A 22,232-nucleotide genomic window follows, 5' to 3' on the forward strand; every position below is an offset into this window, starting at 1 on the left:
CGGCTACTGCTTGTCGGTGAACCCGAACTGGATCACGCCCTCGTCGTCGACGGTCGCATCGACCGCCGCGTCTCCGAGCAGGTCGGCGGCGTCGGAGTCGAGGAAGATCCGGGCGCCCTGGTTGTCGACCACCTGGTCCCCCTCGACCGGGGCGGCGACCAGCTCGACGGTGAGCGATCCGGCGGTGGTGTCCGCGGCGATGCGTACCCCACCGCCCTCGGCCACGTCCTGCTGGTTGGCGAGGTCACGGATCACCAGGACGGCGTTGTCGGTCATCGTGAGCATGGCGGGACTCCTCGTGGGTTCTCGACTCCCGGTGCCGGACGCACACTGCCGGCCAGTCCGTGGGCGGGACCGGCAGTCGGCCCGCGCACCGGGTACGGATTCGGCGGCCTTCCCAGGCCGACCACACCCGGCGCGGCTCGCCGGGCGACGGTCGCCCACCGCCGCATCGGGGCAGCTCAAGGCCCCTCCACTGCCCACGGTGCCCGCTGACGGGAGATCCGTCAAGTAGGCGTTCGTCGATGCACTCTCCCGGCGTGAAAGCCTCGGAAACGGGTACCCCACGAGGTTTACTGATGTAAGGAGGGGACCCCTCCTATACACCAGGCGTTAGGAAGGTGCCCTTCCTTGCATCCGGGGCGCGGGGATGGGCGCGGTGGGATCGCCGCGTTCGATGAGGGCGGCGATCTCGGAGTCGCGCAGGCCGCGCAGCGCCAGGACGCGGGTGCCCCAGCGGTGCAGACGACACGGGTGCGGGCTGGCGTCGTTGCGGCAGACCGTGCCCCCGGACCATCGGCGGGGCGCATGCACCACGACGGCGCGGACGGCGAACTGGGCATCCTCGGCGGTCACGTACGGCGGCAGCGGGATCTCCCGCAACGCCGTTCCGGCCGGCTCGCCGGTGGGCGGGGACGGACGGAGGGTACTGCTGCTGCTCATCGGCCTGGCCTCCACACAGGACAGTCGAACTCGGACAGCAGGACGGTACGGTCCGGTGGAGGCGGCCCGACGGACAAACTGCCCGACGGCGGGTACGGCTGCCGTCAGACGCGTTCCAGCAGCACCACCGGGATGTCCCGGTCGGTCTTGGTCTGGTAGTCGTCGTACGCCGGCCAGATGGCGGCCATCCCCGGCCACAGCCGTTCCTTCTCCTCGGGCGTGGCGGTGCGGGCCCGCGCGGTGAACCGCTCGGCCGCGACCTGCACCTGGGCCTCCGGGTCCGCGAGGAGGTTCAGATACCAGGCCGGGTGCCTCGGCGCGCCGCCCTGGGAGGCGACCACCACGTACGCGTCGCCGTCCCGCCCGTAGATCAACGCGGTCCGCCGCAGGGCGCCGCTGCGCCGGCCCCTGGTGGTCAGCAGCAACGTGAACACGCCCGGCTGCCACTCGTGCCCCTCGGCACCGTCGGTCTCGACGTACCGGTCGATGTGGTCGGCCACCCAGTCGGTGGGGCTGTCCACTACCTGCTCGCCCGTGGTCATCGGTCCTCCTCGATCATGATCGGTCACCGACCACGCTACCGAAGAACCGGGCCGCCGGCAGGTCAGCGCAGGGTGGCGGCCTGGAGACCGACGTTGCCGCAGTGCGGCGTGAACGCCTCCTCCACCGTCCAGGTGAGCAGGACGCGGGTGCCCTGCGGCGCCTGGAACCGGACCGCCACGCCCGAGGAGAGGCTGGTGTGTCGCTCCTCCAGGTGCAGCGTCCGGCGTTGTCCGCCGTCACCCACCCGCACGTCGAGGCGACCCCGGGCCATCCAGACGCCGAGATAGACGGTGGCGGTACGCGGCCGGCCGTCGGACACCACGGCGAGCCGGAAGCCGTTGCCGGCACCGCAGGTGTAGACCCCGTCCGCGACGTCGCCGGCCGAGTCCACCGGCGCGCCGTCGCGCCACCGGAACAGTTCCTGGTTGCCGTCCCAGGTCCGCCGGTCGCCCCGGCCGCCCAGGTCCCGCAGGTCGGCGGAGCCGCCGCGCTTGCGGACCGGGCTGGTGGCACCGGCCAGGCCCCAGTGCAGCCAGTCGCGGACGCCCGCCTCGGTCAGGTCCACTGTCGCGGGGATGTCGGACCGGCTGACCGTGAGCGTCGGTGACGGGGCCGACGGGGTGGGCGTGGGCGCCACGGTGGCACTCGGCGAGGGGCTCGGGCTGCGTTCCCTCGGCCGCAGACCCGGCACAGCCTCGGCGGTGGCGCTGCCGCTGGGCAGCGCCGGACGCCCGACCACCGCCGGCAGGCCGTCCGGGTCCGGCTGGTCGTCCGGGGCCGGCTCCGACCACCAGTTGACGTAGCCGACGAGGGCCAGCAGGCCGGCGAGGGCGGCGACGGCCTCCACCGTGGTACGCCGACGTCGGCGGGCACGGACGAGCCTGCGGGCGGCGGCCCGGGTCGTCCCCTCGACCGGCGATGGCGCGGACCGGGTCGATTCCGCGCGGCGGCGGTCCGACCGGGTGCGGCGCGACACCGGCTCGACCGGCCGCGCGGGCTTCTCCTCCGCCACCGACTCTCCACTTCTGCCGGACCGGATCCGCGCCGGCACGCTCGACCCGGACGCGGGGCCGTCTCACATTCGCATCACCGACACCCGTCGCGCTAGTGCGGGTGTCGTGTCCGGTTCGTCGCCCGGACGACTCAGCCGAGGACCTGGAAACCGAGGGCACGGACCATCGTGACGGCCTGCACCGCGTCGACGATCGCGCCGGAGCGCTGCACCGCGGTCGGATCCAGCCCGGAGAGGTCACTGCCGCGCAGGTCCGCACCGGACAGCCGGGCCCCACGCCACTGCACGTCGGACAGGTCGCCGCCGCTCACGGTCGCCCCGGTCAGATCGGCGCCGGACAGGTCGGTCTCCCGCATGCGTACGCCGGTGAGGCGCGCGCCGCGCAGGTCGGCACCGGCGAGCGTGACGAACGACCAGTCGCCGCCGTCGACGGTCAGCGGACGCAGGTCGCACCGGTCGAAGCTGCTGCCGACCAGCTTGCAGCCGGTGAACTCCGCCTCGAACAGGTTGCAGCGGGTGAACACGCACCGGGTGAAGGCCGAGTCGACGTGCCGGGAGACGTTGAACAGCACGTCGCCGAAGGTGCAGGCGTCGAAGACGGCACCCCGGCTGGTGGCCTCGGTCAGGTCGACCCGGTGGAAGGTGCACCCGACGTAGTGCCGGTCGATCAGCTCCTCGGCGTACCAGTCCTCGTCGTGGAAGGTGACGCCCTCGATCGGCTCCGGCATGAGGCGGAGCGTAACCAGTGACACCGACAACCTTCCGTTTCCCGGCACCCGTACCGGCCGGTAGGTTCGATCGGATGAGCACGCTACCCCGCATCGAGCCGGCCGAGGTCGGTCTCGACCCGGCCCGGCTGGCCCGGATCGACGCGCACTTCGGCCGGTACGTCGACGACGGTCGGCTCGCCGGGTTCCAGGTCCTCGTCGCCCGGCGCGGCGAGATCGCGCACAGCACGACGTACGGGCTGCGGGACCGGGAGGCCGGTACGCCGGTCGAGGCGGACACGCTCTGGCGGATCTACTCGATGAGCAAGCCGATCACCTCGGTGGCGGCGATGCTGCTCTGGGAGGAGGGCCGCTTCGAACTGACCGACGAGATCGGGCGCTGGCTGCCCGAGTTCGCCGACATGCGGGTCTATTCGAAGGGTTCGACGCTGAAGCCGTACACCGTGCCGGCGATCGAGCCGATCCGGGTCTGGCACCTGCTCACCCACACCTCCGGGCTCACCTACGGCTTCATGCAGACCTCGGTGGTCGACGGCCTCTACCGGGCCGCCGGGTACGACCTGTACCCGCCGTCGGACGTGGACCTGGCGCAGGCCTGCACGGTCTTCGGTGAGCTGCCGCTGCTGTTCCAGCCCGGCACCGCCTGGGGCTACTCGGTCGCCACCGACGTGCTCGGCCGACTGGTCGAGGTGGTCTCCGGGCAGAGCCTGGACACCTTCCTGCACGAGCGGGTCCTGCGTCCGCTGGGCATGACCGACACCCGCTGGCACGTGACGGGGGCCGACGCCGAGCGGCTGGCCGCGCTCTACGTGCCGGACCCGGCAACCGGTCGGGCGGTCCGCCACGACCGGCTCGGCGACCTGGCGTACGCGAAGCCGGCGCTGCTCTCCGGCGGCGGTGGTCTGATCTCGTCGGCCGCCGACTACCACCGGTTCACCCAGATGCTGCTGCGCGGCGGCGAACTCGACGGGGTACGCCTGCTCGGCCCGCGTACGGTGCGCCTGATGACCCGCAACCACCTGCCCGGCGGCGCGGACCTGGGCACGCTGTCCACCGGCGGGTTCGCCGAGACCACGCTGGACGGCATCGGGTTCGGCCTCGGCTTCGCGGTGGTCGACGACCCGGTGCCGAGTCGGCTGCCGAGCAGCGTCGGCGAGTACTACTGGGGCGGGGTGGCCAGCACCGCGTTCTGGGTCGACCCGTCGGAGCAGCTCACCGCCCTGCTCTTCACCCAGCTCATGCCGTCGAGCACCTGGCCGTTGCGCGCGCAGCTCCGGCAGCTCGTCTACTCCGCACTGCTGGACTGAGGGACGGTCGCACCGCTGGCGGAAGGATCGCCGTTCTGCCGACGTGCGCCGGGGCGGGTCCATAGCCTGGGGTGGTGAGCAACATCGTCGTGTTCGGGGCGGGCGGCACCGCGGGTTCGCGGATCGTCGTCGAGGCGTTCGAGCGGGGACACCGGGTGGTGGCCGCGGTACGCCGACCGGAGGCCGTCTCGTACCTGCCGCCGGGCGTCCGGGTGGTCACCGGCGACGCCACCAGCGAGCGCAGCGTACGGGAGGTGGCGCCGGACGCGGACGCGCTGGTGGTGGCGATCGGCGGCGGTGACCGTACGCTGTGGCCCGATGCGGCGAGGACTCTGCTCGACGTGCTGAGCGGGATGCCGGCCGCACCCCGGGTGATCCACGTCGGTGGCGGGTCCACCCTGCTCACGCCGAGCGGACGCCGGTTGCTCGACGAGCCGGACTTCCCCGCCGAGTACCGGGAGGCCGCGCTCGGCCAGGCCGACGCGCTGGACGTCTACCGGTCCGCCGCCGACGGGGTCACCTGGACCTACCTGTCCCCGCCGCCGTTGGAGTTCCATCCCGGCGAGCGCACCGGCCACTACCGCACCGGGACCGACCAGCCAGTGACCGACGACGATGGCCGCAGCGCGCTCAGCTACGAGGATCTGGCGGTCGCGGTGGTCGACGAAATCGAAAGCCCACGTTTCCGGAATATGCGTTTCACTGCCGCGTACTAATTCCTCGATCTTGAGAACGAGCAGCTAGCGGGTTAGATTCGAGCCGCAGTGACCCGGGGTGTTCACCCCTGACTCCCGGGTCCGTACCTCGAATCAGGAGGCTTGCTCTTGTCATCCCTCGACGACGCCGTGACACCCTCACACGAATCGTCCCGCTCCACTGTGTTCAACCGTCGGCGCATGCTGACCGTCGCGCTCGGTGGCGCCGCCACCGTGGCGCTCCCGGCACCGGCCTGGGCCGCCGACGACACGCGGCCGGGCGCGCACCGCCCGCCCAAGCTCACCCCCCAGGACCGCAAGGTCATCGCCCAGCTCTCTCCCCGCCGGGCGCTGGAGCACCTGAAGGTCCTCTCCGAGGACATCGGCCCGCGCATCGGCGGCACCGAGTCCGAGCGCCGGGCCGCGAACTACCTGGCGGGCCAGTTCGACAAGCTGCGGTACGACACCACGCTGCAACCGTTCCCGGTGGCCGACAAGTTCCTCGCCCAGCTCAGCTCCCCCGCCGGCCTGCCCACCGACCTGAACTGGCAGGTCGGGGCCAGTGCCCACGCCGCGTTGGACACCTCGGTCACCGCCGCGGTCATCGACGTGCGGGCCGGTACGGCGGCCGACTTCACCGCCGACGTCGCGGGCAGGATCGTGCTGGTGGACTACGTCGCCGCCCAGCGCGAGGCGGTGGCGGCCCGGGCGGTGGCAGCCGGTGCGGCCGGTGTGGTCTTCCTCCCGGCCGACCTGGTCGAGCCGCGCCGGGCGTCGGCGTTCTCGCCCACCCTGCCCGGCTCCGCCGCCGCGCCGCTGGGCATCCCGGTGGTCGGCGTCGCCCAGGCACAGAAGCACCGGCTGCGGGCGCTGCTTGCCTCGGGACCGCTCACCCTCACCATCGCCACCACCGCGCATCGCGGCCTGACCTCGTACAACGTGCTGGCCGAACGGCGTGGACGGTCCGGGGCCAACGGCCCGGTGGTCATGGTCAGCGCGCACTACGACTCGGTGATCGGCGCGCCGGGGGCCAACGACGACGGCTCCGGCACCGTGCTCTGCCTGGAGCTGGCCCGGGTGCTCAAGGCGATCCCGATCAACGCCACCGTCCGGTTCGGCCTCTGGGGCTCGGAGGAGCAGGGCCTGATCGGGTCGCGCTACTACGTGCGGGAGCTGCCGCAGGTGGAGCGGGACCGCATCCTCGCCGTCTACCAGAACGACATGGTCGCCACGAGCTGGGACCCGGCAACGCGCTACTGGTTGCTCTCCTTCACCGGCGAGGCCAACCGGGCCACCGACGAGGTCTCCGCCGCGGCACTGCGGCTCGGCTACCAGCCGCAGATCTCCCCGGTCACCCAGCGCGGCGCCAGCGACCACCAGTCGTTCCAGGAGGTCGGCATCGCCAGCGCGAACTTCTCCTGGCGGGGTGAGGAGTCTCCGGCGCTGCTGGAGCCGCCGTACCACAGCCCGGAGGACACCATCGCCAAGAACATCAGCCTGGAGCGGTTGCAGGTGTCAATGGAGCTGATCGGCTGCGCGACGTACGCGACGGCCGGACACTGACACCCACCACCGGGGCGGGCGGGGCGCGGCGGGAGCCGTACCCCGCCCGTCGGCGTCAGTCGGCCAGACGGGCCGGGAAGCCGCCGGTGGCGATCGGCCCCCACGAGGTGATGGTCACCCGGATCAGCGACTTGCCCTGCCGCACCATCGCCTCCCGGTACTCGTCCCAGTCCGGGTGCTCCCCGGAGATGCTGCGGAAGTACTCCACCAGCGGCTCCAGCGCGTCGGGCAGGTCGAGGACCTCGGCGGTGCCGTCGAGCTGCACCCACGGTCCGTTCCAGTCGTCGGAGAGCACGCACGCCGAGACCCGGGGGTCGCGGCGGATGTTGGCGACCTTCGCGCGTTCCGGATAGGTGGAGATCACCAATCGGCCGGCGGCGTCCACCCCGGCGCTGACCGGCGAGGACTGCGGGCGGCCGTCGGGGCGGGTGGTCATCAGCACCACCCGGTGCCGGGGGCGGACGAAGTCGAGCAGGTCGTCGCGGTCGACGCGGGTGTTGCGAGCGATCGTGCGTGGCATCGTTCGTTTGTACCAGCCGTCAGCCGATCCGGCCCGGGGACGGCTGTCGGGGCACCCGGGTACGGACCGAGGGCCGCCAGGCGCGGCCGTTGGCGTAGATCACCCGGAAGCCCAGGTACGACGCGAGCGGCGCCCAGTGTGCCGAGCCCATCCGCAGCTCGGCGGCGTTGTGCCGTCGGCCGTTGGCCAGCACGTCGAGCAGGACGGTCTCGAACGCCGCCGACTCGACCCAGTCGACCTCGCGGGTGAACCCGCAGATCAACGCCGCGCCGGTCACCTCGAGGAACTCCCGCAGCACGGATTCGGGGGCGCGCAGCACCGAACAACTGCCGAAGTAGAGCCGGCGGCCCTCGCAGCGCCCGGCCATCAGCTCCATCACCTCGGTCAGCTCGACCGACTGCCAGTCGGTCAGGCACAGCCGGTTCGGCTCGCCGTGCATCGCGAAGAAGCCCAGCCGGTGGTCGGCGTACTGCTTGAGCAGCCAACGGTCGACGAAGTAGAACAGCTCGTCCCGGGTGGCCGCGTCCTTGTGGATGAAGCGGACCTTGCCCAGCCGTTCGAGCAGTTCGAGGGTGGGCAGCACGGATCCCCGCTCGTTGAGGTCCCGGTGCCACTGGCCCTCGACGCAGAAGATGCCTCCGCGTGCCACGCCCGCCTCCCCGTCGTCGCCCGCGCTGAGGTTACCGGGCCACCTCGGCCCGGCGACATCACCCGTCCTGCGGTCCGCTGCGACTTTCCGTACCGGGACGGCGGCTTTGCGGCGTGGCCGACGTGAATGCCCGTTTCCCGGAATCGGATTAATTCCGGGTCAACCGGCAAGTACGCATCATCCCGAGAGGAATTCGCGTTAACCGTCACCAACCGGCTGTCGAGGTGCGAGTGTGGATTCACGGGACGGCGATCCACGTCCCGGAATGCCACCCCATTCGCTCTCCTAGCAGGAGGACTCTCTGTGCGCGCACATCTGATGAAGCGGGCTGTCCTCGCCCTCGCTCTGGCCGTGCCGGGTGCCGCGATCGCCTCGGCGGTCGCCGCGCCGCCGGCCCACGCCGACGGCTGCTACACCTGGAACCGCACCCTGTCCCGGGGCAGCTCGGGCGGCGACGTCCGCGAGCTGCAACTGCGGATCGCCGGTTGGGCGGGCAACAACAACGTGGTGGAACTCGACGGCCAGTACGGCCCGAAGACCGCTGCCGCGGTACGCCGTTTCCAGTCCGCGTACGGCCTGCGCTCCGACGGGGTGGCCGGGCCGCAGACATTCGCGAAGCTGTACCAGATCCAGGACAACGACTGCACCCCGCGCCACTTCACCTGGAACGAGATGGACGACGGCTGTGGCCGGGGCGGCTGGACCGGTGGTCCGCTGACCACCGCGCAGACCCGGCAGAACGCCCTGCGCACGATGTGGAAGCTGGAGGCGCTGCGCAAGGGCCTCGGCGACCAGCCACTGAAGGTGACCAGCGGATTCCGCAGCCGCACCTGCAACAGCCAGGTGGGTGGGGCCTCGAACAGCCAGCACCTCTACGGCAACGCGGCCGACCTCGTCTCCGACAACCACTCGCTGTGCCAGATCGCGCGCGCCGCGCGCAACCACGGCTTCAGCGGCATCATCGGCCCCGGCGTGAGCGGCCACAACTCGCACGTGCACGTGGACTCACGCCGCGAGAACAACCGCGACGGGAGCACGAACAACACGTACTGGGCGGCACCCGACTGTGGGATCACACCCGGCTACCGCTGATTCGCGACGCCGGCCCGGGCGTGGGCGGGGGGATGCCCGTACCGCCCCGGGCCGGCGTCGTACCGGCGAGCCCGCTCAGCTCGCCCGCGGCCAGCGCGGCGCGGTGGCGGGGGGTGCCACCGGCCGGCCGGGGGTCCGGACACCGGCGCGGGCGGCCGGTGCGGCCACCCTCGGCACCGGGCCCCGCGCCGGGTAACCGGCGGGGTTCGTCCGCGGCGGATACCCGGCCGCGCCCGCACGCATCTGGTGACCGGTGGACCGGTCGGCGCCCGCCGGGCGGGCGGCCGGGGGACGGCCCTGTTGCGGCCCGTTCACCAGGAACGGGAACGGTACGTGGACGAACGGATTCCCGTGCCGGATGAGCGCATCGAGCTGTCGTTCGTTGAGCCCGTGGTCGAGCAGTACCTTCCGACCCCAGCGATGCAGCCGGCAGGGGAACCTCGCGCCGTCGTTGCGGCAGAGCGCCCCGGTGGGCCATTCCTCCGCCGCGTGTACCACTACCGCCCGTACCGCCAGGCGGACATCCTCGGGGGTCAACGGCGTCGGGACCGGCAACTCGCCCAGGATCTGATCGATGGGATCCGTCGACTGACCATCAACTCGCACGGCAGGCCTCCCGCAGTTCGGTGGCGATGCGCCTGAGCATCGCACCTCGCCCATTGATACGGCCGGGCGAGCGGGAAAGTTCAAACCTCCTCGGCCCGCCGTTAACCGAGAGTGCCGGACGGCCCGATCAGACCAGCCCGGCGTCGTGCACGAGGAGCGCGACCTGCACCCGGTTGTTGAGACCGAGCCGGGTCAGCAGCCGCGAGACGTACGCCTTGACGGTCGCGACGCTCATGAACAGCTCGGTGGCGATCTCGGCGTTGGTCCGCCCCTGGCCGATGGCCATCGCCACCGCGCGTTCCCGGTCGGTGAGACCGCCGAGCAGTCGGGTGGCACGTTCCTGTCGGGGATCGGTGGCGGTACCCACCGTGACGTGCGTGATGAGGGTCCGGGTGACCGTCGGTGACAGGGTCGCCTCCCCGGCCGCCACCCGACGTACCGCCTGCACGATCTCGGCGGGCGGGGTGTCCTTCAGCAGGAACCCGCCGGCACCGGCCCGCAGCGCCCGCAGCACGTGCTCGTCGGCGTCGAAGGTGGTCAGCACGAGCACCTCCGGCGGCTGGGGCAGCGCCCGCAGCGACTCGGTGGCGGCCAGCCCGTCCACCCTCGGCATCCGGATGTCCATCAGCACCACGTCCGGCCGGCAGGTGGCGACCGCCTGGACCACCTCGCCGCCGTCGGTCGCCTCGCCGACCACCTCCAGGTCGGGGGCACCGCCGAGGATCATCGACAGCCCGGCGCGGACCAGCGCGTCGTCGTCCACGATCAGGACGCGGATCGGACCCGGATCGGTCACCGGCGGTGCCTGCTGCGGTTCGGTCACGACGCCGGCCAGGGCAGCCAGGCCGCGAGCCGGAAGTCGCCGCTGTCGTCACGACCGTGCTCCAACCGCCCACCCGCCAGGGTGACCCGTTCGGCGACCCCGACCAGCCCGGTGCCGGTACCCGGGATCGACGGCACGGCCTCGCCCACCGGCCACCGGTTGCGGATCTCCACGGCCAGCCCGTCACCGGGCGCCCCGCTGAGCCCGACCGTGACGGCCGCACCCTCGGCGTGCTTGCGGGCGTTGGTCAGCCCCTCCTGCACGATCCGGTAGACGCTGCGCCCCAGCCCGGCGGGCAGCCGCTCCGGGTCGCTGACCCGGTCCCACAGGTCCACCCGAATGCCGGCGGCCCGGGACTCGGCGACGAGCGCGGGCAGGTCGTCGAGGGTGGGCTGCGGACGTTCCGGCTCGGCGGTGAGCGAGGTGTCGGCCCGCAGCACGCCGATCACCTCACGCAGATCCTGCAGGGCGGCGTGCGCGCTGCCTCGGATCACCCCGGCGGCCCGGGAGACCTCCTCCGGGGTGGCGTCGGGCCGGAACTCCAACGCTCCGGCGTGCAGGCTGAGCAGGGAGATCCGGTGGGCCAGCACGTCGTGCATCTCGCGGGCGATGCGGGTGCGCTCCACCTGCTGGGCCTGGGCCACCCGGAGCTGCTGCTCGGCCTCCGCCCGTTCGGCGCGTTCCCGCAGCGACACCACCAGTTGCCGACGCGCCCGCACGAACATCGCCCAGGCCATCACCAGCAGGGTGATCACCAGGCCCCAGATGGTGGCGAGCCAGTAGCTGCTGTGCGGGTCGGGTCGGAACAGGGCGAAGAACATGTTGCAGACCAGCCCGGCCGAGGTGACCGCCAGCGCCACCGCGGTCCGCCGGTGCAGCACCACGGTGAAATAGATGATCAGCAACGCGGCGATGGAGGTGATCGAGACCATGGTCAGCGGCAACGTCACCAGCACCAGCCCGAGCGGCCAGCGGCGGCGGAGCCACAGCGCCACCGTGCAGGCGAGCCCGAGGACCGCGTCCGCGACGATCATCCAGGAGTACGGCAGCCGCTCGGCGAAGGTCGGGGTCGGCGAGGCGGCGTCGACGGTGGCCAGCACCACCCAGCCGAGCGAGACCAGGAAGCAGGTGCTGTCGATCAGCCAGTCCCGCATGGTGCGCCGGGGGCGGCGGTCGGTCGCGCCGAGCGCCCCGGGCAACAACCACGGGTGCTCGGGGACGGCAGGGCTGGTCACAGCCGTAATGGTAGGCAGTCGCCGAGGGCTCGGACCAGCTACCAAAGTCGGCCCTCAGGGGTCGACCTTGGTCTAGCCGGTGCCGACCGGCGGCCGCTGCGGACAGCCGGGTGACCTCGGCAGCCTGATCGGCATGATTGTCGTAGACCAGCTCACCAAACGGTACGGACGGCACACCGCCGTCGAGGACGTGTCGTTCCGCTGCGAACCGGGCACGGTCACCGGCTTCCTCGGGCCCAACGGGGCCGGCAAGTCGACCACGATGCGGATGCTCTGCGGGCTGAGCACACCGACCTCCGGCACCGCCACCGTCGCCGGACACCCCTACCACCGGCTGCCCAACCCGGGTCGCGTCGTCGGTGTCCTGCTGGACGCCTCCGCCCAGCACGTCGGGCGCAGCGGCCGGGAGGCGTTGGCGGTGGCGGCGGCGACGATGGGCGTGGACCGTCACGCCGTGGGCCAGGTGCTCGACCGGGTGGGCCTGGGCGAGGTCGCGGCCCGGCGGCGGGTGGGCGCGTACTCGCTGGGGATGCGTCAGCGGCTCGGCCTGGCGCACGCGCTGCTGGGCGACCCCCGGGTGCTGGTCCTGGACGAGCCGGCCAACGGCCTCGACCCGGAGGGCATCTTCTGGATGCGCGGCCTGCTGCGCGACTTCGCCGACCGGGGCGGCACCGTGCTGCTCTCCTCCCACCTGCTGCGCGAGGTCGAGGCGGTCGCGGACCGGCTGGTGGTGATCGGGGGCGGCCGGATCGTGGCGCAGGGCGACAAGCAGGAGTTGCTGGCCGACGGCGGCACGCTGGTGCGCTCCCGCGACCGGATCGCGCTGCGGGCCGCGCTGGAGCGCGCCGGCCTGCCGGTCAGCGAGAGCACCGACGGGCTGGTGGTCCGCGCCGACGCCGACGTGGTCGGCGAGGCCGCGCTGGTGGCCGGCGTCGCCCTCACCGAGCTGCGGCCCGCCGGGAGCGGTGGCCTGGAGCAGCTCTTCCTCACCCTCACCGCGACCGGCGCCGCACCGAGCGCCACGACCAGCGCCACCGAGCCGATCAGGGAGTCCGTCCGATGACCACCACCACCGCCGCCCCCGAGGCACTCCGGCCGGTCAGCCGGGCGGCCGAACGGGCACCGTCCCTGGCCCGGCTGACCCGGGTGGAGCTGCGCAAGCTCGTCGACACCCGGGCCGGTCGTTGGCTGTTGATCACCATCGCGCTGGTCGCCGCCCTGATCGCCGGCATCCAACTGGTGTACGCCGAGGACGCCGAGCAGACCTTCGTCGACTTCTTCATCCCGTCGCTGCTGCCGATCGGGCTGCTGCTGCCGGTGCTGGGCATCCTGTCGATCACCAGCGAATGGTCGCAGCGGACCGCGTTGACCACCTTCGCCCTGGTGCCCCGCCGGGCCCGGGTGATCACCGCCAAGCTCGTCGCGGTGGTGCTGGCCGCCCTGGCGTCGGTGCTGGTCAGCCTCGCCGTGTCCGCCGTGGCGAACTTGATCGCGAACGCCACCGGCGGTGCCGGGACCTGGCGGATCGAGGGGGCGCTGATCCTGCACGCCGTCGTGTTCCTGGTGTCCACCGTGCTGATGGGTGCCGCGTTCGGCCTGCTGTTCCTGCACACGCCGCTGGCCATCGTCTCCTACCTGGTGCTGCCGAACGTCTGGATGATCCTCGGCGGGTTGATCCGGCCGCTGAACCGCAGCGCCGAGTGGTTGGACACCGGGCGCACCATGGGCCCGCTGTTCACCAACGAGGTGACCGCCGGGCAGTGGGCCCGGCTGGCGGTCTCGCTGCTGGTGTGGCTGGCCGTGCCGCTGGCCGTCGGGTTGGTGCGGACGATGCGTCGGGAGGTGGCGTGACGGCGTACGGCACGCCGACCGTGGTCAGCGGGGGTCGCCTGGAGACGCTGCTGCTCTGGGTCGGGTTCCCGCTGGCCGGTGGTGCCGCAGGGGCGGGGCTGGCGGCCGGGGCGGGCTGGATCGCCAGCCTGTCCTGGGCCCCCGCGCAAGGGCTGTTCCGCCTGCTCGACGGCATGCCCGACCAGCAGGCACTGGCGGCCGGGGCGGCGGTCGGCGTCCTGGCCGGGCTGGTGTTCGGTGCCGTCGCAGCCGCCGATCGGGTCGCCGTCGAGGTGGCCGTGGACCGGGTACGCGTGCGGCACGGCGGCAAGGAGCGGGAGTTCGCACGGCGCGACGTCCGGATGGCCCACCTGGACGGCAAGGAACTGGTGCTGCTCGGCCCGGACGACGAGGAACTCCTCCGGCGGCGCTCCGACCTTCCCGCCGCCGACCTGGCCGGGGCGTTCCGGGAACACGGCTGGCCCTGGGCGGACGATGACCCGCACCGGGCCGCGTACCGGCTCTGGGTGCCCGAGCTGCCCGGGTTGCCGCCGGGCGCGGACGCGCTGCTGAAGGCCCGGCAGCGGGCCCTGGACGACGACCGGGGCGACGAGGCCGGTGAGTTGCGGACCGAGCTGACCCGGTACGGCGTGGTGGTCCGGGACGAGGGCAGGCGACAGCACTGGCGGCTCTCCCGGTCGGCCGCGCCGCCGGAGTGAGCCGGTCCGGGCCGGGCCCCACGGGGGAGCCCGGCCCGGTCGACGTCACCGCCAGGAGTGCCCGTGCGGGTGACCGTGCTTGGGGCCGTGCCCCTTGCCCTTGCCCTTGCCCTTGCCGGGAGCCTTGCCCGGTACGCCGTTCACGGCCGAGGTGTCGTACGCGAACGTGATCACCGAGGCGGCGATCGCGTCGGAGTTGACGTCCAGCGCGTGCACGTTGACGTTGCCCCGAAGCTTGTACTTCTTGTTCAGGGCCCGGTACAACACCGGGTCGGCACCGTCGGCGACCGGCGTCAGACTGTCACACGCCTGGTGGTAGCAGGGGTCGTACGCCTCCCCGGCCAGCCCGCCGAAGAGGGCGGCCTCCTCGGCCGTCTTGATGCCCTCGGCACCGGTGAAGAGGCCACCGGCCGGGATATCGACGGCGATGAACGCCCCGTAGTCCGAGCGACCGGTGAAGTCGGACGGCACGGTCGGCAGCTTGCGGGAGGCGAAGAACCGCTCGAACACCTGCTCGATCTGCGCCGACCCCTCCGGTCCCGGTCCGGCGCCCTGCTGCGCCGAGTCGTCACCGTCGTAGACCCCGAACACGTAGTTCGGCGAGCCGATCATGTCGAAGTTGAGGTAGAGGGCGATGTCGCCGACCTGCTGCTCGGTCAGACCGTCCACGTAGTACTGCGAGCCGACCAGGCCCGCCTCCTCCGCACCCCACCAGGCGAACCGGACCGCGTTGGCCGGCTTGACCTTCGCCATCTGGAGGGCCACCTCCAGCAGCGCGGCACTGCCGGTGCCGTTGTCGTTGTAACCCGGTCCGGCCGGGTCCGAGTCGAGGTGCGCGCCGGCCATGACGACGTTGTCGGTGCGGCCGTGCCGGGTCTGCGCGAAGACGTTCTCGGTGCTGCGGACCTCCGAGGTGGTGTCGGCCTCGATGCGCAGGACCAGCCCCGCCGTCGCCGCGAACTGCGCCCCGGCCTCGTACGAGACGCTGACGGCCGGGATGCCGACCGGTGCACCGAGGGTGCCGGCGAACAGGTCGTAGCGGTCCGGGTTGGCCTCCGGCGTACCGTTGCCCTGGTTCATCACGATCGCGCCGACCGCACCGGCCGCCTCGGCGTTGGCCACCTTGTCGCCGAACCCGCAGGTGCCGCGCTGCATCAGAGCGATCTTCCCGACCACGTCGACGGTGGCGAAGTCGCTGGCCTCGCAGCCGGACGTGGAGGCGCGCGGCGGCGTCAGGTTGAGGTCCACCGCGACGACCTGGCCCTGGCCCACCCCGTCGCCGGAGTAGTCCATCAGCTCGTAGTCGACGCCCTCGGCGTAGTCGGTCGCGTTCGGCGCCACCTGGGCGAAAGAGGAGCCGAACTCCTCATAGAAAGCGAAGTCGAACTGCTGGCGGGTGACCTGGTAGCCGGCCTTCTTGAGCAGCTTCGCCACGTAGTCGGCGCTCGCGTCGTAGCCCGGCGTACCGGAGGCGCGCGTGCCGTCGTTGGCGTCGGCGATGGCCTGGAACCGGTCGAGGTGTTTGATGACGCCCTTGACCGTCACCGCCTTGGTCAGCTTCTTGACCGTGTTGTTGTTCGGGCTCGCCGTCGCCGGTCCTACCAGCGCCACCGTGCCCACCAGGGTGCCCGCCGCGATGGCGGCGATCACCCTCCTGCCGGAGAAAGGCACCACGATGTGCCACGTCCTTCCTCTTCGGTAATCCGGCTCCCCGACCCCCGTGTGCCGGATGTTGCGGCCATCCTGATACACATCGATGACAACGGCAACGGGACTGTTCGGCCACCTCAGGCCGCCGTCAGGCCCGGTCGGGCCAGCCGATCACGCCGTGTCGTCCCGGCTGCGGACGGCTCACCGAGGCCAGCAGTTCGTCGAGGGCGTCCGCCTCGGCCCACCCGTTCACCGCGATCCGCCCGCTGGTGTCCACAGTGATCTCGACCCGGTCCGGGCTGGCCGACACCTCGTCGAGCAGGTCCGGAAAAGCGTCGCTGAGCAGCACGAACTCCTGGTTGGTGGAGCCCACCCAGGGGCGCCGCCGGTCGATCCGGTCGGCCTCGAAGGGCCCGGCGACCAGCAGGTCGGTCACGGCCAACAGGGCGGCGACGTCGTCCCGGCCGCCGTCCGCCGCCGCGCGCAGACGCGCGTACGTGTAGCCGCTGAACGTCATCACCGAGCGGCCCTCGGCGCGTACCCCGGCGGCCACCTCGGCGAGCGGAGCCGCCTGGTCGAAGGGCTCGCCGCCGAGCAGGGTCAGCCCCTCGGTCGGTGCGTCGAGCACGCGCCGCACCAGGTCGGCGGGGTCCACCTCGTCGCCGCCCCGGAAGCTCCACAGGTGCGGGTTGAAGCAGCCGACGCAGCGCACCGCGCAGCCCTGGACCCAGAGGGCGGTCCGCAGCCCCGGGCCCTCGGCGCGGGTGGCGGCCAGGAACCGGGCCAGCGCGACGGTCGCCGCCGCGCGCGGCGGAGCCGGACCGCGCTCAGACATCCAGGACGCGACCGGACGGCGGGTACCCCGGCCGATGGCCGCCGGGCGGCGTGCAGGTGAGACGGTCACGCAGCCGGGCGTACTCGTGCGGGGCCAGGTGGGCGGCGGCGGTGAACTCGGCGAGCCCGCCGAAGCCGCCCCGACGGTCCCGCGCGTCGACGACCTGCCGCGCCCGTCCCGGGTCGAAGCCGGGCAGCGCCGCGAACTCCTCCCACCCGGCGGTGTTGACGTCGAGCGGTCCGGGCACGCCGCCGTGGTCGACGGTCGTCGCCCCCGACCGCTGCCCCGGCAACGGCGGCGGGTGGTCGGCCAGTGGGGACGGGTGGTCCGGAAGCGGCGGCGGATAGTCCGGCAGCGGCGGCGGGAGTTCCAGCGACGGCTGTGCCGCCGTGACCGGCGGGTACGCCGGTGACACCGGCGGCTGTGTGGCCGTGGACGGCGCGTACGGCGGCGAGACCGGCTGGTATGCCGCAGTGGGCGGGAAGACCTGGCCGGGCGGTGCGCTCCAGCCGCCCTGCGGCGGATAGGCGGTCGGGGCGGGAGCCCCGGGCGGGGGTGCCAGCGTGCCGGGCGGGTACGCACCCTGCTGCTCGGCGTACCAGGGGCGGAAGCCGGCCCGCCAGCGCAGCCAGGCCGGGTTGATCACGAGGGCGTGCACGATGCTGGTCACCCAGATCGCCAGGACGCCCCCGACCGCCCAGTCGGTGACCGTCTCACCCAGTTCGCCGACCAGGATGAAGGCGGTCCAGCCGAGCACCAGGTAGGCGATGCCGGAGATCCACCACGCCGCCCGCCGCGCCTTCAGCCCGACGAAGAGGAACCCGAAGCCGCCGAGGCAGCTCATGCCGACGATCGGCAGCAGCAGCCACCAACTGTGCAGCATCCGCCACTTCCAACTCGCGGCCGGGTTCGCCGCCTGTGCCGTCGGGACGCCTTTGTGGGCCCAGCCCGGGTCAGGCGCGGTCGACATCTCGGTCCTCCTGTCGTACGACGTCCCGGGTTCGCGCGTGGTCGGCGGTGTAGGCGCTGCTGACCGTCCGGGCGGCCAGCAGGTCCTCCAGCACCGCGACGTAGTCCAGGCAGCGGTCGCCCAGGATGCCCCTGGTCTCGGCGCTGACCACACCCTCGCTGCTCACGGTGACCACGAGTCGTGGCTGTTCGGCGGTCACGACCGGGCTTCCTGCACGGCGAAGACCAGGCGGACCGCGTCGTCCTCGGTGACCTGTTCGGACTCCAGCCGGAGCCCGGCGGCCGGTGCCTGCTGCCGCAGCCGTTCCAACACCGCCCGCTGGACCTGCCGGCCGTACGCGACGTCGACCGCGCGGACCACCTCCACGGCCCTCGGCTCGTCGATGTCGCCGGTGAAGTGCGCCGACCAGATGCCGGCCTCGTCCCGCTGGAAGCTCGCCCGGACACCGGCCCAGTCCGCGGTGATCGAGTCCGGCGCGACGGCGACCACGGCGGCGGTGTCGTGCAGCGCGGCGGCGAGCAGGTTCTCGTCCCGCATCCGGGTCTGCACCTCGCAGACGATCCGGCCCTCCTGTTCGGAACGGGTGGTGACGCCGTGGGCGGCGGCCACCGCGGCGACGGCGAGGGGTAGCAGCACCAGCGAGATGCTCACCGCAGGCTCCTTCCGGTCGACTCGGCCATCAGAACTCGACCGCCCGTCCGCCGCGCTGGGTCGGCGCGGTGTGCCGGGCGCTCCGGTCGGTGGGGGCGCCGCTGTCCCAGTCCTCGGCGGCGGTGGCGGCCACCGCGCGGGCGTCGGCCCAGGCGCGGATGGCGTCGATGCGTTCGGCCTGGGTCACGCTGAGCGGGACCATGCCGACCACCGCCTGGGCCAGGTCGTCGCGGAGCAGCGGGCGGCGTTCGCCGAACGCGTCGAAGAGCCCGGCGACGACGGCCTGCTCGATCTCGGCACCGGAGTAGCCCTCGCTGAGGTCGGCGAGTTCGGCGAGCAGCGACTCGTCGAGCGCGAGCCCACCGGCGACGGCCGGGTTGCGCAGCCGTCGGGCGAGGTGGACCCGCCAGATGGCGGCCCGTTCGGCCCGGGTCGGCAGGTCGACGAAGAAGATCTCGTCGAAGCGCCCCTTGCGCAGCAGTTCCGGCGGCAGTTTCTCGATGTCGTTGGCGGTGGCGATGACGAAGACGGGCCGGTTCTTCTCCTGCATCCAGGTGAGGAAGGAACCGAAGACCCGGGTGGAGGTGCCGGAGTCGCCGCCGCCCCCGGCGAAGCCCTTCTCGATCTCGTCCACCCAGAGCACGCAGGGTGCGGTCGCCTCGGCCGTCCGGATGGCGGTGCGCATGTTCTGCTCACTGCTGCCGACCAGCCCGGCGAAGACCCGGCCCACGTCCAGCCGCAGCAGCGGCAGCTCCCAGGCCGCCGCGATCGCCTTCGCGGTCAACGACTTGCCGCACCCGGGCACGCCGGTGATCAGGACGCCCCGGGGCGCGGGCAGGCCGTACGCCGCCGCCTCGGCCAGCCAGGAGCCGTCCCGCTTGGCCAGCCACCGCTTCAGGTTCTCCAGACCGCCGACGTCGGCGAGGTTCACGTCCGCCTCGACGAACTCCAGCAGCCCGGACTTGCGTACGGTCTGTCGCTTCTCCTCGTGCACCACGTCCAGGTCGCGACCGTCCAGCACACCGTCGTTGACCATCGCCCGGGCGAAGGCGTTCTCCGCCTCGTGCAGGGTCAGCCCGAGGGCGGCCTTGGCGAACCGCTCGCGCCCCAACTCGTCGAGGGCGATCTGGATCCGGCCGTCGGCGGAGTTGGCGTGGATGATCGCCTCCAGCACCTGCCGGATCTCCGTCTCGCTGGGCAGCGGGAAGTCGACGATCGTGACGTCCTTCTCCAACTCGACCGGGATGCGCAGCACCGGCGAGACCAGGATCAGGGTGCGCGGCACCGCGCCGGACTTGAACGCCGCCGCCAGGTCCCGCAGCCGGCGGACCACCCCGGCGTTACCGGGCCGCTCGCCGTCGCCGTGCGAGGAGTGCAGATCCTTGAAGATCACCACGCTCGGCTGGTCGATCCGCAGTGCGGCGTCCAGGGCGTCGGCCGGCTCGTTGGTGCCGGTCCGCCAGACGCCGTCCGGCTGCACCAGACCGGTGGTCAGCGACCAGGTCCACACCGCACGCGGGGTACGCACCAGCGCCGCGTCGTGGGCCACGGCCGCGACCTCGGCGACGGCGCGCTGTTCCTCGGCGGACTCGATGTACAGGATCGGGAACCGCGCCTTGAGCATCTGCGACAGCGCATCCCGGAACGACAGTGCCATCCTCGCCTCCCCAGCCGGCCTGGACTGGGCGGACTTTAACAGCTTTGATCAAGCTCGAAGCGGAGCGGTTGAACGCCGCCGAGCTGCGCATCGACCGCCGGCCATGCTCAGCCGAACACGACGACCGTCACCACCGCCGCCGCGACCAGCGAGGCGACCGTCACCACGACCCGCCGCCACGGCACGGCGGCCCGGTTCGTCGGCAGCCCACGCCAGCGGTACACGACCAACGCCGCCCCGGCGGCACTCAACGCCGGACCGACCGCCCAGAGCCAGCCGGGCACCGCCGACCAGTCACCGAGCGCACGCCCCAGCGCGGGGTAGACCACCGCCCAGGCCCCGGCGGAGAGCACGGTCAACCGGTCCAGCGCCGGGCGGTGAGCGACACCGAGCAGCGACAGCCCGCCGATGACGGTGAACAGCAGGGCGACACCGGCCCCGGCCCAGACCGGCAGCGCCGGGGCGGGACTGCCGGCCTGATCCGGCGGTACGCCGAGCAGCCGCAGCCCGATCGACTCCACCCGCTTGTCGGTGTTGCCCAGCACCACCACCCCTCGCCCGGTGACCCGGTCGAACCCGACGTACGAGGAGAAGCCGCCGGTGGCACCGTTGTGCCAGGTGATCTCCTGGTCGCCGTAGCGGGTGGTGAACCACCCGTACCCGATGCGGGTGCGCTCGTCGTCGTCGAAGCGCGGGTCGCGCGCGTCGGCCCCGGGCGCGGTGCCGGCGGCGGTGGCCGCGACCAGCCGGGCCAGATCCTCGGCGGTGGACCAGTAGCCGATGCCGGCGGAGGCGTACCCGGTGCCGGTCCACGGGTCCGCGACCCGTCCGTTGCCACGGGCACCCTGCGCGTGCCCGGCCGGCAGGGCACCGGGATCGGCGGCGTGGACGGTCGCGGTCAGGCCCAGCGGGGTGAGCAGTTCCCGGTCGACCAGCGCGGGGAAGCCGAGTCCGGCCTCGGCGGCGAGCGCCTGCCCGAGCACCGCGGAACCGAGATTGGAGTAGCCGACGCTCCCCCGGCCGTCGCCGGGCGCGTGCGCGTCGGCGGCGGCCCGGACCCGGTCGGTGTCCAGTCCGGCGTACGGGTTGCCGGCGGCGACGTTGGCCCGGAGCATCCGGACCCATGCGCCCACCGAGCCGAGGTCGAGCCGGGGCAGGCCGGACCGGTGGCTGGCCAGCTCGGCGAGGGTGACCTCGCGGGCCGGACCGTCCACCGCCGGCCAGACGGCGCCGAGGGTGTCCTCGGGCCGTACCGCGCCGGCCTCGGCCCGCCGGGACAGCAGCATCCCGGTGAACACCTTCGACACCGAGCCGATCTCGAACGGGGTGCCGGGTTCGACCGGCGCGCCGTCCCGGTCACGGTCGCCGAGGCCGGCGGTGCGGACCTGGCCGTCGTCGATCAGCGCGACGGCGAGACCGCGGTATCCGTCCGGGTCGGCCACCGCGGCGCGGGCCGAGGCGGCGAGGCCGGCGTCACCGGTGGTCGACGCGGTCAGCCGTGGTTCCCGGGGTTGCGCGGCGAGGCCGGCGAGACCCGCGATGATCCCGGCGACCAGCGCGACGGCGGTCGGCTTACGCATGGGGGTGGTCCTTCCGTGCGGGGTGGTCGGCGGTCCGGGGGTGGTCAGCGGTGGGCGGCGCTGAGGACGGCCAGCAGCGGCACCACCCGTTCGGCCGGGACGGCGTACCGGCCGCGCCCGGTGCTGTGCAGCCAGCCCGCTGCGGTGAGCTGGCGCAGGTGGTGGTGCAGTTGGCCGGTGGTGCCGAGCTCCTCGATGTCGGCCAGCTCGGCGGTGCTCTGCCGGCCGGTGAGGATCTCCCGCAGCAGGCGCAGCCGCACCGGGTGGCCCAGGGCGGCGAGGATGCCGGGCAGCTCGGCCCAGTCACCGGCGAGCAGGTCGTCCACCTCTCTGCCGTACTGCCAGTCGTAGGACCGCCCGGCGGCCCGGACGGTGCCGGTGTAGAGCACGGCGCCCGCGCTCTCGGCGGGCAGGCGCTGCTTGAGTCCGTCGAGAGCCCAGAAGGCGCCCTCCGCCGGGGTGGCCGCCTCGGTCGGCACACCGAGCCGCTCGACAAGTGCCGCGACCTGCGCCTCCAGCGCCGCCAGCCGCTCCTCCACATCCGCCATGGCTCGATAATACGAACATACGTAGTTACGTGCTACACGGAAAAGTCGCGCGGATGATCGAATTCACCCAGGGTGGC

Annotated in this window: 25 protein-coding genes; 7 read left to right on the forward strand and 18 right to left on the reverse strand. The window is 72.8% G+C overall.

What is annotated here, in order from left to right; genetic code table 11:
• Positions 1-3: 3 nt before the first annotated feature.
• From ACIBMZ_RS25360 to ACIBMZ_RS25380, 5 genes are all read right to left on the reverse strand, one after another.
• The gene (locus ACIBMZ_RS25360) at positions 4-285 is read right to left on the reverse strand and encodes an adhesin (RefSeq protein WP_396697879.1); all 282 of its coding nucleotides are present in this window, start codon (positions 283-285) and stop codon (positions 4-6) included.
• 327 nt (positions 286-612) lie between these two features.
• Positions 613-942: a hypothetical protein gene (locus tag ACIBMZ_RS25365; RefSeq protein ID WP_396697881.1), complete on the reverse strand. Its 330-nt coding sequence runs from the start codon at positions 940-942 to the stop codon at positions 613-615.
• A 104-nt stretch (positions 943-1,046) separates the two neighbouring features.
• Positions 1,047-1,484 (reverse strand): nitroreductase family deazaflavin-dependent oxidoreductase, encoded by a 438-nt coding sequence (locus ACIBMZ_RS25370; RefSeq protein ID WP_396697883.1) that lies wholly within the window; start codon positions 1,482-1,484, stop codon positions 1,047-1,049.
• A 62-nt stretch (positions 1,485-1,546) separates the two neighbouring features.
• Entirely contained in the window at positions 1,547-2,497 is a 951-nt protein-coding gene (locus ACIBMZ_RS25375; RefSeq protein ID WP_396697885.1) for a hypothetical protein, read from the reverse strand.
• 131 nt (positions 2,498-2,628) lie between these two features.
• Complete coding sequence (locus ACIBMZ_RS25380; protein ID WP_396697887.1) at positions 2,629-3,225, reverse strand: pentapeptide repeat-containing protein; 597 nt, start codon at positions 3,223-3,225, stop codon at positions 2,629-2,631.
• A gap of 74 nt (positions 3,226-3,299) precedes the next feature.
• Between ACIBMZ_RS25380 and ACIBMZ_RS25385 the strand changes: the two genes are divergently transcribed.
• The 3 genes from ACIBMZ_RS25385 to ACIBMZ_RS25395 all read left to right on the forward strand — a co-directional run bounded on the left by ACIBMZ_RS25385 (position 3,300) and on the right by ACIBMZ_RS25395 (position 6,790).
• Complete coding sequence (locus ACIBMZ_RS25385) at positions 3,300-4,532, forward strand: serine hydrolase domain-containing protein (RefSeq protein WP_396697889.1); 1,233 nt, start codon at positions 3,300-3,302, stop codon at positions 4,530-4,532.
• A 74-nt stretch (positions 4,533-4,606) separates the two neighbouring features.
• Positions 4,607-5,248 carry an NAD(P)-dependent oxidoreductase gene (locus ACIBMZ_RS25390; RefSeq protein ID WP_396697891.1) on the forward strand — a complete coding sequence of 214 codons (642 nt, stop codon included), beginning with the start codon at positions 4,607-4,609 and terminating at the stop codon, positions 5,246-5,248.
• A 180-nt stretch (positions 5,249-5,428) separates the two neighbouring features.
• Positions 5,429-6,790, forward strand: coding sequence for a M28 family peptidase (locus ACIBMZ_RS25395; RefSeq protein WP_396697893.1), 1,362 nt, complete (start codon positions 5,429-5,431; stop codon positions 6,788-6,790).
• A gap of 55 nt (positions 6,791-6,845) precedes the next feature.
• Here the strand turns inward: ACIBMZ_RS25395 and ACIBMZ_RS25400 are convergent, their stop codons facing one another.
• Together ACIBMZ_RS25400 and ACIBMZ_RS25405 are read right to left on the reverse strand one after the other, a co-directional pair.
• Entirely contained in the window at positions 6,846-7,310 is a 465-nt protein-coding gene (locus tag ACIBMZ_RS25400) for a PPOX class F420-dependent oxidoreductase (RefSeq protein WP_396697895.1), read from the reverse strand.
• A gap of 19 nt (positions 7,311-7,329) precedes the next feature.
• Positions 7,330-7,959, reverse strand: a complete 630-nt coding sequence (locus ACIBMZ_RS25405; RefSeq protein WP_396697897.1) for a DUF6642 family protein — start codon at positions 7,957-7,959, stop codon at positions 7,330-7,332.
• Positions 7,960-8,262: 303 nt separating this feature from the next.
• Between ACIBMZ_RS25405 and ACIBMZ_RS25410 the strand changes: the two genes are divergently transcribed.
• Positions 8,263-9,051, forward strand: coding sequence for a D-Ala-D-Ala carboxypeptidase family metallohydrolase (locus ACIBMZ_RS25410; protein ID WP_396697899.1), 789 nt, complete (start codon positions 8,263-8,265; stop codon positions 9,049-9,051).
• Between the two features lie 75 nt (positions 9,052-9,126).
• Here the strand turns inward: ACIBMZ_RS25410 and ACIBMZ_RS25415 are convergent, their stop codons facing one another.
• The 3 genes from ACIBMZ_RS25415 to ACIBMZ_RS25425 all read right to left on the reverse strand — a co-directional run bounded on the left by ACIBMZ_RS25415 (position 9,127) and on the right by ACIBMZ_RS25425 (position 11,715).
• The gene (locus tag ACIBMZ_RS25415; protein ID WP_396697901.1) at positions 9,127-9,657 is read right to left on the reverse strand and encodes a hypothetical protein; all 531 of its coding nucleotides are present in this window, start codon (positions 9,655-9,657) and stop codon (positions 9,127-9,129) included.
• Between the two features lie 127 nt (positions 9,658-9,784).
• Positions 9,785-10,480 carry a response regulator gene (locus ACIBMZ_RS25420; RefSeq protein WP_396697903.1) on the reverse strand — a complete coding sequence of 232 codons (696 nt, stop codon included), beginning with the start codon at positions 10,478-10,480 and terminating at the stop codon, positions 9,785-9,787.
• The gene (locus tag ACIBMZ_RS25425) at positions 10,477-11,715 is read right to left on the reverse strand and encodes a sensor histidine kinase (RefSeq protein WP_396697905.1); all 1,239 of its coding nucleotides are present in this window, start codon (positions 11,713-11,715) and stop codon (positions 10,477-10,479) included. The genes ACIBMZ_RS25420 and ACIBMZ_RS25425 overlap by 4 nt, the downstream gene beginning before the upstream one ends.
• Positions 11,716-11,848: 133 nt before the next feature.
• On the opposite strand from ACIBMZ_RS25425, the gene ACIBMZ_RS25430 reads away from it, so the two are divergent.
• From ACIBMZ_RS25430 to ACIBMZ_RS25440, 3 genes are read left to right on the forward strand one after another with little or no spacing between them, the layout of a single operon-like run.
• Positions 11,849-12,778, forward strand: coding sequence for an ABC transporter ATP-binding protein (locus tag ACIBMZ_RS25430; protein WP_396697907.1), 930 nt, complete (start codon positions 11,849-11,851; stop codon positions 12,776-12,778).
• Positions 12,775-13,566, forward strand: coding sequence for an ABC transporter permease (locus ACIBMZ_RS25435; RefSeq protein WP_396697909.1), 792 nt, complete (start codon positions 12,775-12,777; stop codon positions 13,564-13,566). The genes ACIBMZ_RS25430 and ACIBMZ_RS25435 overlap by 4 nt, the downstream gene beginning before the upstream one ends.
• On the forward strand, positions 13,563-14,264 hold the full coding sequence (locus ACIBMZ_RS25440; protein ID WP_396697911.1) for a hypothetical protein: 702 nt from the start codon (positions 13,563-13,565) through the stop codon (positions 14,262-14,264). The genes ACIBMZ_RS25435 and ACIBMZ_RS25440 overlap by 4 nt, the downstream gene beginning before the upstream one ends.
• 45 nt (positions 14,265-14,309) lie before the next feature.
• Here the strand turns inward: ACIBMZ_RS25440 and ACIBMZ_RS25445 are convergent, their stop codons facing one another.
• From ACIBMZ_RS25445 to ACIBMZ_RS25480, 8 genes are all read right to left on the reverse strand, one after another.
• Positions 14,310-15,938 carry a M28 family metallopeptidase gene (locus ACIBMZ_RS25445; RefSeq protein WP_396697913.1) on the reverse strand — a complete coding sequence of 543 codons (1,629 nt, stop codon included), beginning with the start codon at positions 15,936-15,938 and terminating at the stop codon, positions 14,310-14,312.
• Between the two features lie 124 nt (positions 15,939-16,062).
• Positions 16,063-16,749: a 4Fe-4S single cluster domain-containing protein gene (locus tag ACIBMZ_RS25450; protein ID WP_396697915.1), complete on the reverse strand. Its 687-nt coding sequence runs from the start codon at positions 16,747-16,749 to the stop codon at positions 16,063-16,065.
• Positions 16,742-17,719, reverse strand: a complete 978-nt coding sequence (locus tag ACIBMZ_RS25455) for a ComEA family DNA-binding protein (RefSeq protein ID WP_396697917.1) — start codon at positions 17,717-17,719, stop codon at positions 16,742-16,744. The genes ACIBMZ_RS25450 and ACIBMZ_RS25455 overlap by 8 nt, the downstream gene beginning before the upstream one ends.
• Complete coding sequence (locus tag ACIBMZ_RS25460) at positions 17,703-17,918, reverse strand: DUF2997 domain-containing protein (protein ID WP_131054253.1); 216 nt, start codon at positions 17,916-17,918, stop codon at positions 17,703-17,705. The genes ACIBMZ_RS25455 and ACIBMZ_RS25460 overlap by 17 nt, the downstream gene beginning before the upstream one ends.
• Positions 17,915-18,370 (reverse strand): hypothetical protein, encoded by a 456-nt coding sequence (locus tag ACIBMZ_RS25465; RefSeq protein WP_396697918.1) that lies wholly within the window; start codon positions 18,368-18,370, stop codon positions 17,915-17,917. The genes ACIBMZ_RS25460 and ACIBMZ_RS25465 overlap by 4 nt, the downstream gene beginning before the upstream one ends.
• Before the next feature lie 28 nt (positions 18,371-18,398).
• Positions 18,399-20,027, reverse strand: coding sequence for an AAA family ATPase (locus ACIBMZ_RS25470; RefSeq protein WP_396697920.1), 1,629 nt, complete (start codon positions 20,025-20,027; stop codon positions 18,399-18,401).
• A gap of 107 nt (positions 20,028-20,134) precedes the next feature.
• The gene (locus ACIBMZ_RS25475; RefSeq protein ID WP_396697922.1) at positions 20,135-21,607 is read right to left on the reverse strand and encodes a serine hydrolase domain-containing protein; all 1,473 of its coding nucleotides are present in this window, start codon (positions 21,605-21,607) and stop codon (positions 20,135-20,137) included.
• Positions 21,608-21,651: 44 nt separating this feature from the next.
• Positions 21,652-22,155, reverse strand: a complete 504-nt coding sequence (locus ACIBMZ_RS25480; protein WP_396697924.1) for an ArsR/SmtB family transcription factor — start codon at positions 22,153-22,155, stop codon at positions 21,652-21,654.
• Positions 22,156-22,232: the final 77 nt, after the last annotated feature.

Source organism: Micromonospora sp. NPDC049900, from assembly GCF_044461025.1.
In the GTDB taxonomy this organism is placed as follows: domain Bacteria; phylum Actinomycetota; class Actinomycetes; order Mycobacteriales; family Micromonosporaceae; genus Micromonospora.